General features: G+C 53.9%; 14 protein-coding genes and 1 pseudogene. 12 read left to right on the top strand and 3 right to left on the bottom strand.

Annotated features, from left to right (window positions below):
• The first annotated feature begins 141 nt into the window (after positions 1-141).
• A complete protein-coding gene (gene fabI, locus AC0YNU_RS24175; RefSeq protein WP_475761247.1) occupies positions 142-912 on the top strand; it encodes an enoyl-ACP reductase FabI in 771 nt (256 codons plus the stop codon).
• A gap of 358 nt (positions 913-1,270) precedes the next feature.
• Positions 1,271-1,432: a hypothetical protein gene (locus AC0YNU_RS24170; protein WP_475761246.1), complete on the top strand. Its 162-nt coding sequence runs from the start codon at positions 1,271-1,273 to the stop codon at positions 1,430-1,432.
• A gap of 10 nt (positions 1,433-1,442) precedes the next feature.
• Here the strand turns inward: AC0YNU_RS24170 and AC0YNU_RS24165 are convergent, their stop codons facing one another.
• A complete protein-coding gene (locus AC0YNU_RS24165) occupies positions 1,443-1,787 on the bottom strand; it encodes a helix-turn-helix domain-containing protein (protein ID WP_475761245.1) in 345 nt (114 codons plus the stop codon).
• 307 nt (positions 1,788-2,094) lie between these two features.
• Between AC0YNU_RS24165 and AC0YNU_RS24160 the strand changes: the two genes are divergently transcribed.
• The 6 genes from AC0YNU_RS24160 to AC0YNU_RS24135 all read left to right on the top strand — a co-directional run bounded on the left by AC0YNU_RS24160 (position 2,095) and on the right by AC0YNU_RS24135 (position 6,887).
• A complete protein-coding gene (locus tag AC0YNU_RS24160; RefSeq protein WP_475761244.1) occupies positions 2,095-3,315 on the top strand; it encodes a hypothetical protein in 1,221 nt (406 codons plus the stop codon).
• Positions 3,312-3,893, top strand: a complete 582-nt coding sequence (gene sipW, locus AC0YNU_RS24155; RefSeq protein WP_475761243.1) for a signal peptidase I SipW — start codon at positions 3,312-3,314, stop codon at positions 3,891-3,893. Before AC0YNU_RS24160 ends, sipW begins: the two co-directional genes overlap by 4 nt.
• An 82-nt stretch (positions 3,894-3,975) precedes the next feature.
• Positions 3,976-4,536, top strand: coding sequence for a TasA family protein (locus AC0YNU_RS24150; RefSeq protein ID WP_475761242.1), 561 nt, complete (start codon positions 3,976-3,978; stop codon positions 4,534-4,536).
• A gap of 282 nt (positions 4,537-4,818) precedes the next feature.
• Positions 4,819-5,673: an inositol monophosphatase family protein gene (locus AC0YNU_RS24145; protein ID WP_475761241.1), complete on the top strand. Its 855-nt coding sequence runs from the start codon at positions 4,819-4,821 to the stop codon at positions 5,671-5,673.
• Between the two features lie 99 nt (positions 5,674-5,772).
• Positions 5,773-6,183: a GntR family transcriptional regulator gene (locus AC0YNU_RS24140; RefSeq protein WP_475761240.1), complete on the top strand. Its 411-nt coding sequence runs from the start codon at positions 5,773-5,775 to the stop codon at positions 6,181-6,183.
• Positions 6,180-6,887 carry a DUF5808 domain-containing protein gene (locus tag AC0YNU_RS24135; protein WP_475761239.1) on the top strand — a complete coding sequence of 236 codons (708 nt, stop codon included), beginning with the start codon at positions 6,180-6,182 and terminating at the stop codon, positions 6,885-6,887. The genes AC0YNU_RS24140 and AC0YNU_RS24135 overlap by 4 nt, the downstream gene beginning before the upstream one ends.
• Positions 6,888-6,995: 108 nt before the next feature.
• Here AC0YNU_RS24135 and AC0YNU_RS24130 read toward each other — a convergent pair whose 3' ends face one another.
• Positions 6,996-8,315: a glutamate-1-semialdehyde 2,1-aminomutase gene (locus tag AC0YNU_RS24130; protein ID WP_475761238.1), complete on the bottom strand. Its 1,320-nt coding sequence runs from the start codon at positions 8,313-8,315 to the stop codon at positions 6,996-6,998.
• Positions 8,316-8,552: 237 nt separating this feature from the next.
• Positions 8,553-9,653: an LCP family protein gene (locus AC0YNU_RS24125; RefSeq protein ID WP_475761237.1), complete on the bottom strand. Its 1,101-nt coding sequence runs from the start codon at positions 9,651-9,653 to the stop codon at positions 8,553-8,555.
• Between the two features lie 254 nt (positions 9,654-9,907).
• Between AC0YNU_RS24125 and AC0YNU_RS24120 the strand changes: the two are divergent.
• From AC0YNU_RS24120 to bcp, 4 genes and pseudogenes are all read left to right on the top strand, one after another.
• A pseudogene (locus AC0YNU_RS24120) lies at positions 9,908-10,936 on the top strand (ABC transporter ATP-binding protein); the annotation flags it as partial.
• 248 nt (positions 10,937-11,184) lie between these two features.
• On the top strand, positions 11,185-11,979 hold the full coding sequence (locus AC0YNU_RS24115) for an ABC transporter permease (RefSeq protein ID WP_475761236.1): 795 nt from the start codon (positions 11,185-11,187) through the stop codon (positions 11,977-11,979).
• A 7-nt stretch (positions 11,980-11,986) separates the two neighbouring features.
• Entirely contained in the window at positions 11,987-12,778 is a 792-nt protein-coding gene (locus AC0YNU_RS24110; RefSeq protein ID WP_475761235.1) for an ABC transporter permease, read from the top strand.
• A gap of 30 nt (positions 12,779-12,808) precedes the next feature.
• Positions 12,809-13,285, top strand: coding sequence for a thioredoxin-dependent thiol peroxidase (bcp, locus tag AC0YNU_RS24105; RefSeq protein ID WP_475761234.1), 477 nt, complete (start codon positions 12,809-12,811; stop codon positions 13,283-13,285).
• The last annotated feature ends 8 nt before the right edge of the window (positions 13,286-13,293 follow it).

The raw sequence follows: 13,293 nt of genomic DNA, 5'->3' as shown, positions 1-13,293 counted from the left end.
CGAAAAGAGGGCTTGAATTGAAGCTTGATCTTTCGCGCCTCTTGCGTTATTTTTGGTAAAGGAAGCGCTCTCATTTCGGCATCATACACCCTGGTCCTACTTCCGCATTCGCAATACCACTACGGAGAGGATTGTGATTCAATGAACGGATTATTAGCAGGGAAGAACATGCTTGTTATGGGCGTGGCAAATGACCGCAGCATCGCATGGGCCATTGCCCAGTCGTTGGCAGCGCAGGGTGCGCGCCTCGCGTTCACCTACGAGAATGAGCGGGTGGAGGAGCGGGTCCGCAAGCTGGCGGATACGATCCCCGGTTCGATTTTGCTGCCGTGCAACGTCACGGTAGACGAAGAGATCGAAGGACTGGCGGATCAGATTCGCGAGAGCTTCGGCGTCCTTCACGGCCTCGTACATAGCATCGCTTTCGCGAAGACGGAAGAACTCGAAGGCATGTTTGTCGACACCTCCCGTGCCGGGTTCGCGCTCGCGCACGACGTTAGCGCCTATTCGTTGACGGCAGTCGCTCAGCGGCTCTATCCGCTGATGACGGAAGGCGGCAGCATCATGACGATGACTTATCTCGGCGCGGAGCGCGCGCTGCGCAACTACAACGTCATGGGCGTGGCCAAAGCCGCACTGGAAGCGTCCGTTCGTTACTTGGCGGCTGACCTCGGTCCGCATGGCGTGCGGGTCAACGCTGTTTCGGCCGGTCCGATCCGGACGCTGGCGGCCAAGGGCATCAAGGACTTTAATTCGATTCTCCGTCAAGTGGAGGAGAAGTCTCCGCTGCGCAAGACGACGGATGCCTCCGAAGTCGGCGACACGGCCATGTTCCTGCTAAGCAACCTCTCGCGTGGGATTACGGGTGAAATCATTTATTGCGATAACGGGTACAATATTGTGGGGGTTTAAATAAGCAATCATTGCATCACGGCGTTTGCCTTGCAACTTAAACATTGAGGCGATTTCCCTATCTGACCGATTGCGGGTCGATAAGGAAGTCGTCTCTTTTTTACTGCTTTTATTGGGAATTTGTCTTTCTCGCCGAAATTCGACAAGCATAACTTTTGAACTATAAATAAAAAGCCGCAGAAATGCGGTTAATGGTCGAAAATAAATTATTTTGGGGAGAAACATAGTTCGACATTCTTTTTGCGATACATATCGTATCCTAAATATTAGGAGAATACATAACGGAGGTGGGCAATTAGTCCTAATTCAGTTAAACGGGTCAAGAATATATATGAGTTGTTGGAGGGTTTGGTCCAATATGTCAATTCCTGCTAAAGAAGAGGTCATAGAACGGGAATGGATTATCTTATTTCTTCAAGCAAAATTAATCGGATTGACGATTGAAGAAGTCAGGGCTTTTATTGAAACTGGCAAAAGAGAGAGCGAAACGGGAACGGGCAGCTTCATCGGGTGTCCTTAGCTGCCGGCGTTTAATTCGTGGTCTCGTTGTTTCTCTTCCATTTTTGAAATTCCAAAAACTCTTTGAACTGACTTTTGCTGATCCCGGATGCCATTGCTTCTTTCAGCAGCAGCTGCCAATCCGCGTCCAGTTGTTGTTCGGCCTCAGAGGCGTCTCCGTACAGAATCGAATGAATGGATACTTCAAGCGCCGTAGCGACCTTCTCCAGAAACTGAATGGAAGGGTTGGATTGAAGTCCACGTTCGACGTTGCTTACATAGGATTTTGCAACTTCGGCACGTTCCGCAAGCTCGGATAGCGACATCCCTCTATCTGTCCGAAGCTGTTGAATTCGTTTCCCAATTTCTTCGATCATTCGCATGCATCCTTTATCGTTAAATGTTCGGCCAGGAGGATATTACAAAGACCTTTCACTATTGCATATCTTACGTCGATTAGAAAGAATTGTAAAGTAACCTGCCATGAATATAAGGAGCCGGCCCATAGGGTCGGTTTTTGTTTTATGCAAGCTTCGGCTGTTCTTTATGTAGAACGAGATTCGGGGAAAATGGAAGATATACTGACATATTAAAAGATAATTAAAGATATTCCTTTTAATATGTTCTTAAATGAGAACAAAAGCCGAAATATGGTCCTTTCTATTTCAAATAGGGTAGGATATATTGAATGCAAGAATTGTTCTTTATAAAGAACAATATGTTCTTGATAAAGTCGAGGTGAACATCTTGCTTCCGCGATCCGCCAAGCCAAAGCTTCAGCGAAAAGCCGACCGGCCGAAAGGTCCCCGGGCAATAATCCTTCTGGCAGGACTGCTGCTGATCGCAATGCCTTCCAGCCGGATAGGTACGACCTATGGCGAATTTTCCTCGACTGTGGAAACCGGCATTGGCATTAGCGCTTGTCCCATTTTTCCAAGCACTGTTCAGCAGTTGCTGGGGACCTTCGCACAGGAATTGAACCAAGCAGGCATCGCTTTCGCAGAATTGTCGGGCTACCATGAACCTTCCTTCGATTCAACGGAACTGCCCGATCTATCGACGCTGACGGAGCAGCAGCTGTTGGTGCTGGGCCGCTCGCTGCAATCTCGAATCGACAAGCTGTCTTTCGAGCAGCAGATTCTTCAAGGCCGTTTGGCTGCGAATGGGCAAGCTTGGCAAAGCCAGCAAAATGCCGTAAACGCAGGAGCGGCGGTTATATCGCAATTGTCCTTGTACGTGCGAACAGTAAACGGGCACTGTCTGGCGCAGAGCGATCCAGCAGTTCTGCAAGGCTTCGGAGACGCCATAAGCGCCGGAAAGGAGCTTTTGCCCAGCACGATTTACGAACGGGCTTTGAAAATCTTTGCAGCATTGAGAGCTGCCGGCAGTGTTGACATGGTTGATGTACCGCTTGTGATATCCACTGAACAATTGGAGACAGAGACGCGAGAAGAGGACGTTTCCTTAGACAATAGCAAGGCCGGCTCCGTATTCAATGCGATGCAGGCTGAGATTGTTGATGCAAGCGCGTCGTACGACCGGCAGGCCGCCAGCTTGAAGCGGCAGCTTAGCAGTGTCGAAGCGGCGCTTGACGATTTGAAGCAGGCTGAGGAAGAAAAACAAGATGATGCAGCGATTCCGAATACCGAACCTGCTGATGAAACACCGGATGAGCCGGTAATTGAAGAGCAGCCAGTAGCGTTGCCGGGAACGGAAGAGACGGACGGACAACAGCCTTCAGCCGAAAAGCAAGATCAAGCACGGGATCAGTCGCAGGAGCAACAGCAAGACCAAATAAACGCGATTCCAGCTGCAGGACAACCCCAAGAAACGCAAACTCCTGCTCAAGCGGAGCCGGAAGCAAAAGGCCAACAATCCATCGAATCAGGCGGTGCACCCGAATGAAGCTAGTCAAATCGATTCTAAGCAAGGCTGTAACTGTCATGCTGCTGTGCGTTTTTCTAGTCGTAGCCTACTCAGTTATCGTCTCTAAAGCATCTGGAGGCGAACCGGCATTCTTCGGCTATCAAATAAAAATCGTCCTCTCCGGTTCCATGGAACCAGGCATTCAAACCGGATCGATCGTGGCCATCAAACCCGGCGGTGATATGAACCGCTTTGTCAAAGGCGATGTCATCACGTTCAAGAATGACGAGGATCTAGTCGTGACGCACCGGATTGCAGAGGTTGGGGAAAGCGATGGTCGGAAGCTGTACACCACGAAGGGCGACAATAATGATGCGGCCGATGCGGCGCCCGTTCCATCTTCGAGAGTCATGGGGAAATACGCTGATTTTACCGTGCCTTATGTCGGCTACGGCATGAACTACGCAAATACCAAAGAAGGCAGCCTCGTGCTTATGGTCGTGCCCGGAGTGTTGTTGCTGCTGTACTCCATCATCACCACCTGGAGAGCGCTGTCCGAGCTGGACAGCAAGAAATCGCGGCAGACTCCCCCGAATACGGATGCACCGCTGTCGTAAACTACGGTTGTTCTCCTTACGCAACGTAGGGATGCAATAATATTACTGACCTCGTAAAGAGGATCCTGGGGAGGAAATAGGAATGAGTCTGAAAGTTAAATTGGGCTTGGGCTTGGCAACTGCGGCGCTTGGTTTGTCGCTGATTGGCGGTGGAACGTTTGCATACTTTCAAGATACAGCAACTGATACATCTACATTCGCGTCAGGGCATATCGACTTGGGTGTTGGACAGAACGGCTCGGCAGAATCAGTGGAGTTGAATTTGAAGGATATGTCGCCTGGCGATACCTGGACGAAAAATTTTGAACTTCGCAATAAAGGTTCGGTTGATATTAATTCTCTTGTCTTGCACGTTGCCTTTGAAACGTCAGACGGGGGCGAAGGATTAAAGAGTGCAATCCAATTTAAATATAATGGCGTGTGGATCGATTTGGACAACCTGAAACAAATGGGTGACAATCTAGAACTGTTATCCTTTGTAGGGAAACCTGGTGTATTGGAAAAAAGTGAAATAAAACCGGGAAGCTCGATTACAGCACCTCTTCAGTTCAGATTTAATGATGCGGGCAATCAAAATAGCCTGCAGGATCAAAGTGTAAAACTCAAATTAACTTTCGATGCTCGTAAAGGGGCTAAATCCTAAATAGTCGGTTTCATGTAATTAAGGAACGTCATGCTAATAGTCAATCTTCTTAAAAACAGGCCAAGAGTGTCAATGACGCTCCCGGCCTGTTTTCTATTTCAGGGAAATTTGTGCAACCACCCGGAAAATGATAAACTTCATGGTGCACCGATGCGTGAAAGTTCCGTGACAGACGAGGGATTTCAGGGCAATGCCTGACTTTAATGCGAAACTTTGCTCCAGGGGTGCCGTATAGTAGTAGTATAGCAAGAATGAACTCATAGGAAAGTAGCGTGATAAACCGTGAGCGAAGGGAATGACATCCCTGTGATCGGGGGCAAGAGCTTCACTGCCGTCGCGATTAATTGCGCGGCCAAGGCCGGTGAATGGATCAAGACGAAGCTTGGCAATCACACAAGCCTATCGATAAAGCATTCCGCGCAAGATTTGGTGACGGAAGTAGATAAAGGCGCGGAGATGATGATCCGCAATTTGGTGGGAACGCATTTCCCCCATCATTCGTTCCTCGGCGAAGAAGGCGTGCAGCCTGGTCCCGAAGCATCGACGAAAGCGCTGCAAAGCGTACAAGATGCGGAATACCTCTGGATCGTGGATCCGATTGACGGCACGACAAACTTCGTGCACGGCTTCCCGTTCTTCTCGGTGTCCATCGCGCTCGCTTACCGGGGCGAAGTCATCGTCGGCGTCGTATACGACCCGATGCGAGACGAGCTGTTCGTGGCGGAGAAAGGCAAAGGCGCCTATGTCCGCGGCCGCCGCATGGCGGTCTCCGGGGAGACGACACTCCGCGACAGTCTGCTGGCGACGGGCTTCCCGCCGGATCCGGATTACGCCCGGCCGCTGAACATGAAGCAGCTGCAGGCGCTCGCGCCGCAAGTGCGCAACATCCGCTCGGCCGGCTCGGCCGCGCTGCATATGGCTTATGTCGCCTCAGGACGCTTGAGCGGCTTCTGGGAGATCGGGTTGAACTCCTGGGATTTGGCGGCAGGAGCGCTGCTTGTGAAGGAATCGGGCGGCACCGTAACGGACGTCCAAGGCAATGACTATCATCTCGGCGTTCGCCACGTCGCAGCCTCCAACGGCCGTGTACATGACGAGTTCGTGAAAGCCTTGCAGCAGGCAGAGGCCGACAGCTGACAATCGAAGAACGTCTCTCATTCCGTCCGCATATGACGGGAGAAGAGGCGTTCTTTTGCATAGAATAGCATAAGACGCTATGGGATGGGGGCTGGCGGGATGTTTATCGAGCTTGACGTGCAGGGCGATGTGCCGCTTCACGAGCAGATCGCGCAGCAAATTATCGCGGGCATTGCTTCAGGGACGCTGAAGCCGGGCAAGACGCTGCCATCGGCCAAACGGCTGGCGGCGGACCTGCGCATTAAATCGACGACGGTGCATAAAGCCTATCGGAGCCTATTCGACGAAGGCTTTCTCGTGGAACGCTATGACGGGCGGCTTGGCATGCTCGTGCCGCCGAAAGAGGAAATGCCGCGGCTCACGGAGCGGTTCTTGGAACGGATGCAAAACCAGCTGCGCGCATTAGCGGTTGAAGGCAGGGCGAGAGGCATGACGGAGACCGAATTCAGTAAAGCCTGCGTGAAGATTTACCGCAGCGATTTATCAAGGATGGGAGATTCGCTCGAATGAAGAAAGGAACAAACAACCATGGAAGCGTGCTGTCGCTGCACTGGTACTGGGTGCAGGCACTGCTGATTGCAGGCTCCGCGCTGGCCGCGGCATGGCTGTGGAAGGACATACCGTCTACGTTGACGACGCACTACAATATCCGCTTCGAGCCCGACGGTTATGGCGACAAGAGCTGGGGGACCGTGTTTTTGTTCAATTTCGTGCAGCTTTGTCTGCTGGCGACGTTATTGGGCACGAACGCGGTCATCGCGCAGACGAAGCACGCGGAGGGTTCGGACAGCGGGACAAGCGAGAACAAGCAGCGCAAGTTCCGGTACGTGAACAGCGTATTTCTATACGGACTGTCACTGCTGTTAACAGTATTCTTCAGCTATATTCAAGCGACGATGCTGTACGGATGGCCGACCAAGGCGCTGTCTATCGTGACCATCGTCGTGATCACGCTGATCGTACTCGGCGTCATCGGACTCATCGTGACGGTGAGGCGGCTCGGTTTGCGGGAGGGGTCAGCCAAGGACGAGGAGCACTGGCTTGCCGGCGGCGGCGTTTATTATAATCCCAATGACCCTGCCGTCTTCGTTCCGAAGAAACTGGGCATCGGCTGGACCGTCAACTTCGGCCGCCCGATGGGCTGGATCGTGATCGCCACGCTGATTCTGATTCCTTTCGCCATCGTCATGCTGGTTGCATTGATGGTGGAATAGCGTTGGAGCTTGATTGAGCGGACTGCCTGCTGGCGGCAATAGAAAACCCTCGATTCCCGCAAGCAAGCGGAGATCGAGGGTTTTTTGGCTTATTCGGCCCCAATTTATTTACTCTTTCATCGCAGCAAAAGCATGCTCCGCCGCCGCGATCGTGGCATCAATATCCTCGTCCGTGTGAGCCGTGGTCAGGAACCAGGCCTCGTACTTCGAAGGAGCCAGGCAGATGCCTTGGTCCAGCATCAACCGGAAAAACCGCGCGAACGCTTCGCCGTCGGTATCCTGCGCTTCATCGTAGTTCGTGATGGGATGGCTGCAAAAGTGAGCGGAGAACGAGCCGCGGATGCGGTTGATCGTAAGCGGAATGCCGTGCTTGTCCGCCGATGACTGCAGCGCATCGGCAAGCCGTGCTGCCTGGGTATCCATGCGGTCGTAGACGCCCGGCTGCCGCAGTACCTCGAGGCAGGCGATGCCGGCCGAGATGGAGGCCGGGTTGCCGGCCATCGTGCCGGCCTGATAAGCCGGTCCGAGCGGCGCGACCTGCTCCATGACTTCCTTGCGGCCGCCGTAAGCGCCGATCGGCAGGCCGCCGCCGATAATCTTGCCGAGCGCCGTCAAATCCGGCTCGATGGCAGCGTGATCCGGGAACGCGGCATAGGTTTGCGCGCTGCCGTAATGAAAGCGGAAGGCGCTGATGACTTCGTCGTAGATGACAAGGGCGCCTGCCTCGCGAGTCATCTTGCAGAGACCCTCGAGGAAGCCGGGCTCCGGCATCACCATGCCGAAGTTGCCGACGATGGGTTCGACCATCACGGCCGCGACGTCATCGCCGAACGTATCCAGCGCCGTGCGCAGACCGTCCAGATCGTTGAACGGAACGGTGATGACCTCGCTTGCGATGCTGACGGGAACGCCGGCGCTGTCGGGAATGCCGAGCGTCGACGGACCGGAGCCGGCGGCCACGAGAACGAGATCGGAATGGCCGTGGTAGCAGCCGGCGAACTTGATGATCTTGCTCCGTTTCGTGTAGGCGCGGGCCACGCGAATCGTCGTCATGACGGCCTCCGTGCCGGAGTTGACGAAACGGACTTTATCAAGCGAAGGAATAGCTTCCTTGAGCATTCTTGCCAGTGTGATTTCAAGCTCCGTCGGCGTGCCGTAGAGCGTGCCGTTCACGGCTGCCGTAGTGATTGCTTCGGTAATATGCGGGTGCGCATGGCCGGTAATGATAGGGCCGTAGGCGCACAGATAGTCGATGTAACGGTTATCGTCGACGTCCCAGAAATGAGCTCCTTGGGCGCGTTTCATGAAGACGGGCGCGCCGCCGCCGACGGCTTTGAAGGAACGCGAGGGACTGTTAACGCCCCCGACGATATGTTGAAGCGCCTCGGCATATAGGGCCTCCGAGCGCGGTCTGTGCTTAGTGGACATGAGTGTTGCCTCCTAGATTCCTGATTCAATGGTCGATGAAATGAAACGACGAACGCAATGCCCTTATTGTAACGCTGCCAAGCCGGCCAGCACAACAAAAGAGAGCGGCCGATCGCATCGGCGCGCTCTCTTAACTGTTCTATTGCCTGCCTTTGTGCTTGAACGCTGTATGGGCTGTCTTGGTTCTTCATCGTTCTATGGGTTGTTCTTCAACGTGCTGGCTATTCTATCTCCGAACTATCGGCTGCCTTCATTGGCGGTATTCCCGCTGCCCGCGGCAGTCGAGTTCGTTCCCGTGTTGGTCACCGTTCCGTTGCCGCTCTGAACGGACGTATCGGTCGAAGCCGGGATCGTGGAATCCTTGGTGAGCTCATCCTGCACGAAGTCCAATACTTTGTCTTCATCCGAAATCGCGAGGACGGAAGCGCCGTTTACTTTCTCGCCGCTGATCAGGTCCATCGGAGGCACTTGGGCTTGGCCGGCGATATGGCTGTTGACGCCGAGTTGGCCGAGCTTGATCATATCGGATACTTCGATGTTCGTTTTGACATAGCCGTCAACGCTGTCTACGATTTTCTTCATTTTCAGCAGGTTCCAGCCGTTCTTCATCTTGTCGGCCACGGCGCCTAGCAGCTTGCGCTGACGCTCGGTACGCGTGAAGTCGCTCATCGCATCATGACGGAAGCGGACGTATTGCAGTGCTTTGGTACCGTCAAGGTCCTGAACGCCCTTCTTCAGATGAATGTCGTACCGGTTGCCGTCCGCGTTGTCGACGTAGTTCATGTCCTTCTCGACCTCGAAGTTTTGAATGCCGCCGATCGCGTCGATGACCGACTTGAATCCTTCGAAGTCCGTGTACACATAATACTGGATATCGAGCCCAAGCACGTTGCCGATCGTCTGCATGGCAAGCTCGGAGCCGCCGAGCGCGAACGCCGTATTGATGCGGTCATCCCCATGTCCCGGAATGTCCACCCACGTGTCACGGAGAACGGAGAACAAGTGAATGTCTTTCTTCACCGGATCCAAGGATACGACCATCATGGAGTCGGAACGGGCTTTATCGTTCTCGGCCAAGCCGCGGTTGTCGCCGCCCATGATGAGGATGTTAACGCGTTCCTTGCCTTCCCATTCGGGAGGCTTCTCGGTTGCGACGACGTCGTAATCGGTGAATTTCGGATCATTCGTCGGATCGCTCAGCTTATTAAGTCCGTTATAGGTGCCGTAAAGTTCGTAGAAGATGTAACCGCCGACCGCCAAAATCACGACGGCAACGCCTAACAGCGCCCATCTCCAGGGTCTTTTTCGTTTTGGTTGCTTCGCTTTCGCACGCGCCATGTTCGTTTCAGTTCCTCCTTGGAATAGGTCCGAATCGGACGAGGAGTTAAACCCCGCTTCGGAACAATAAAGTATGACGTCCAATAGATCGCTATCAGGCAGAGCAGATTGACCAAACTTTTGTAAACAGTATAGCATTACATATCATAAAATTATAAAATGGATTGTCATAGAGAAGCAAGTTTTATCTGATTGGATCGAATGAGGCGGATATTTCCTAGGAAATGTCGAAAAAGGAAGGAGCCGGACGCAGAATGCTGGCGATTGATGTACAAGATTTAAGGAAGCAATTCCAGGTTCAGAAGAATCGCGAAGGTCTCGGAGGCGCGCTCAAGGATTTGTTCAAGCGCGAATATCATTCGATCACCGCGGTGAAAGATATCAGCTTTCAAATTCCGCAGGGCGAGATATGCGGCTACATAGGAGAGAACGGAGCGGGCAAATCGACCACGATCAAGATGCTGACGGGCATCCTCGTTCCGACCTCGGGACACCTCAAAGTAAATGGCTACGTGCCTTATAAAGACAGGGAAAAATTCGTTCGCGGCATCGGCGTCGTATTCGGTCAGCGCAGCCAATTATGGTGGGATATCGGCGTGATCGAGTCGTTCCAATTGCTGCGGAAGGTGTACCGGGTGTCCGAAGCCGACTACCGCAAACGGCTGGACGAATTGGTGGAGCGGCTGCAGCTGGGCGACCTGCTCAATCGTCCCGTAAGGAAGCTCAGTCTTGGTCAACGGATGCGCTGCGAGCTCGTCGCTTCGCTATTGCATAATCCTTCGATTCTATTTCTGGACGAGCCGACAATCGGTTTGGATATTATCGTAAAGACGGAAATCCGCGAATTCTTAAAAAAAATTAATCGAGAGCAGGGCACGACGATTCTGTTGACGACGCATGATTTGCAGGATATCGAGGCGTTGTGCTCGCGCGTCATCATGCTCGACGACGGCCGCATTATCTATGACGGCGGCTTGGAGGAGCTGAAATCGCGCTGGAGCAAAGGCCGGGAGCTGCAATTCCAGTTCGGAGAGCACCCCTCGCTGGATACGCTGCGCAGCCTGACGGAAGGGCTGGAAGGCGTCGAGTGGAGCATCGACAACGAGCTGACGGCCACGATGTGGCTGCCGCATGCGGTAAACGTGTCCGACGCGCTCGCCCGCGTCGTCGGCGGCAGCTCGGATATCCGCGACATCAAGATCATGGAGACGAATACGGATGAGATCGTCCGCGAGATCTATTCCTCCGGCTCGGCTTCAAGCGAGGCGGCCGCGAAGCTTGGCGCCGGCGCCGCGTCCGCAGAAACGGAAACCGCGTCACGAACAGAGGAACAGCCGCAGGCAGCATCCGTGATGTCAAAGCCAGTAACTGCTGCCGCTACGTCCAACGACACTATGGCAGCTGCCGCCGCAGCCAGGGCTGACGATGCAGACGATACCGCGTCATCCGAGTCCGGCGAATCCGCGCAGCCGGAACCGCAAACAGCCGAACCGGTGCTCGCAGGCGCCGACTCCAAGAAGGAGCCCAATTCATGAATAGCGCGTACTTGGACTTGATCCGCATTCGTTTTCTCATGATGCTGGCGTATCGCGTCAATTATTACAGCGGCATCGTCATTTACACGATCAACATCGGCGCGTACTATTTTCTGTGGGAAGCGATCTACGGCGATCAGAAGCTGCTGGCGGGCTTCACCCTGGCGCAGATGACGACGTATGTAGCGGTATCCTGGATGGCGAGGGCCTTTTACTTCAATAACCTGGATCGCGAAATCGCAAACGAAATCCGAGACGGCAGCGTGGCCGTGCAGTTTATCCGTCCCTACAACTATCTGTTCGTGAAGCTGATGCAGGGGTTCGGAGAAGGTCTGTTCCGTCTGCTCCTGTTCATGGGACCGGGCCTTGCGCTCGTATGCCTGATCTTCCCGGTGAAGCTGCCGTCGGATCCGGGCATCTGGGCCATCTATCTGGTCATGCTGCTGTTCAGCTTTCTTATTAATACGCAGATCAATATGCTCGTAGGCTTGTTTGCTTTCTTCGTCGAAAATAACGAGGGCATGCTGCGCTTGAAGCGCGTGCTCGTCGACCTGTTCTCGGGGGTCATCGTGCCGATTACGTTCTTCCCGGGCTGGCTTGCCGTCACGATGAAATGGCTGCCGTTTCAAGCGATTACGTATATTCCGAGTTCCGTCTTCACCGGCCGGATTGCCGGCGCGGAGGTCATGCGTTTCTTCGGCATTCAAGTCTTGTGGTTCGTCCTATTGATTATTCCGATTGCATGGGTATGGCGCCAGGCGCGAACCCGGTTGTTCGTGCAGGGAGGTTGAGGTACTGATGTTTTATTGGTCGCTTGCCGCAGAGTATATGAAGAATTACGTGAAAACAAAGCTGACCTACCGGATGGATTTCTGGATCGAAGTGCTGTCGGACCTGCTGTTCCAAGCCGTCAATCTGATTTTTATCCTCATCGTGTTCCGGCATACGCCGACGCTCGGCGGCTGGACCGAGGCGGAAGTGGTGTTCGTGTACGGATATTTCATGGTGCCGTCGGGTATCTTCAGCGCGCTTTTCAACATTTGGAATTTCAGCGAACGGTATATCGTCAAAGGCGAAATGGACCGCGTGCTGACGCGTCCGGCCTATAACTTGTACCAGGTGCTGCTTGAGAATCTCGATCCGCCGTCGTTGTTCGGCTCGTTCATCGGCCTGCTCATCATGATTTTGAGTTGGGGTGACCTGGGGCTAGCCTTTCATCTGACGGATATATTGATGCTGGCCGTGTTCACGATCGGCTCCGTCATGATCTATGCGGGCATCTTCACGTCGCTCACGGCGATTTCGTTCTATTCCGACGCGCCGACGGGCATTCTGCCCTTGATGTACAATATTTCGACCTACGGTCGTTACCCGGTCAATATTTATAGCAAAATCATCCGGTTCTTCCTGACCTGGCTGCTGCCGTTCGCATTCGTCGGCGTTATTCCGGCCTCGTATTTCCTGGGGCGGAACGAGACGGGCCTGTCGGATCTTGCTCCGTACACACCGGTCATGGGCATCATCGTCATGGGGATTGGGCTGCTCATCTGGAATCACGGCGTCACGCGGTATCGGGGCGCAGGGTCATAAGAACTTGATTGTAAGGGGAGAGAAGAAGCAATGGCAATCAAAGCGAAAGCGGTCGTGGGGAAAAAAGCGCCGGATTTCAAGCTTCCCGCGGGAGGCGGGCGCGAGGTCAGCTTAAGCCAATACGCCGGCCACAAGGTCGTCCTATTCTTCTATCCGAAGGATATGACGCCGGCGTGCACGCAGGAATCGTGCGATTTTCGCGACGCGTACGCGGAGTTCGGCAAGCATAATACGGTCGTGCTCGGCATCAGCAACGATCCGGCGGAGCGGCATGAGAAGTTCGCGGCGAAGTACGAGCTGCCCTTCGAGCTGCTGGCGGATACGGAGCATCGAGTGTGCGAGCTGTACGGCGTGTGGCAGCTGAAGAAGCTGTACGGCCGCGAGTATATGGGACTTGTGCGCTCGACCTTTCTCGTCGACGAGAAAGGCAAGCTGGTGCGCGAATGGCGCAACCTGCGCGTGAAGGGCCATGTGCAGGACGTGTTGGATGCGGCGATCGAGCTGTAACCAGAAAT

Source organism: Paenibacillus sp. J31P316, assembly GCF_056269105.1.
The sequence above is the reverse complement of the archived record's forward strand: the minus strand, read 5'-3'. Positions and strand labels throughout refer to the sequence as shown.

Excerpts from the sequence above, each read along its gene's own strand:
- fabI (WP_475761247.1), top strand. The coding sequence starts at position 142 with ATGAACGGATTATTAGCAGGGAAGAACATGCTTGTTATGGGCGTGGCA.
- AC0YNU_RS24170 (WP_475761246.1), top strand. The coding sequence starts at position 1,271 with ATGTCAATTCCTGCTAAAGAAGAGGTCATAGAACGGGAATGGATTATC.
- AC0YNU_RS24165 (WP_475761245.1), bottom strand. The coding sequence starts at position 1,787 with ATGATCGAAGAAATTGGGAAACGAATTCAACAGCTTCGGACAGATAGA.
- sipW (WP_475761243.1), top strand. The coding sequence starts at position 3,312 with ATGAAGCTAGTCAAATCGATTCTAAGCAAGGCTGTAACTGTCATGCTG.
- AC0YNU_RS24150 (WP_475761242.1), top strand. The coding sequence starts at position 3,976 with ATGAGTCTGAAAGTTAAATTGGGCTTGGGCTTGGCAACTGCGGCGCTT.
- AC0YNU_RS24140 (WP_475761240.1), top strand. The coding sequence starts at position 5,773 with ATGTTTATCGAGCTTGACGTGCAGGGCGATGTGCCGCTTCACGAGCAG.
- AC0YNU_RS24135 (WP_475761239.1), top strand. The coding sequence starts at position 6,180 with ATGAAGAAAGGAACAAACAACCATGGAAGCGTGCTGTCGCTGCACTGG.
- AC0YNU_RS24130 (WP_475761238.1), bottom strand. The coding sequence starts at position 8,315 with ATGTCCACTAAGCACAGACCGCGCTCGGAGGCCCTATATGCCGAGGCG.
- AC0YNU_RS24125 (WP_475761237.1), bottom strand. The coding sequence starts at position 9,653 with ATGGCGCGTGCGAAAGCGAAGCAACCAAAACGAAAAAGACCCTGGAGA.
- AC0YNU_RS24115 (WP_475761236.1), top strand. The coding sequence starts at position 11,185 with ATGAATAGCGCGTACTTGGACTTGATCCGCATTCGTTTTCTCATGATG.
- AC0YNU_RS24110 (WP_475761235.1), top strand. The coding sequence starts at position 11,987 with ATGTTTTATTGGTCGCTTGCCGCAGAGTATATGAAGAATTACGTGAAA.
- bcp (WP_475761234.1), top strand. The coding sequence starts at position 12,809 with ATGGCAATCAAAGCGAAAGCGGTCGTGGGGAAAAAAGCGCCGGATTTC.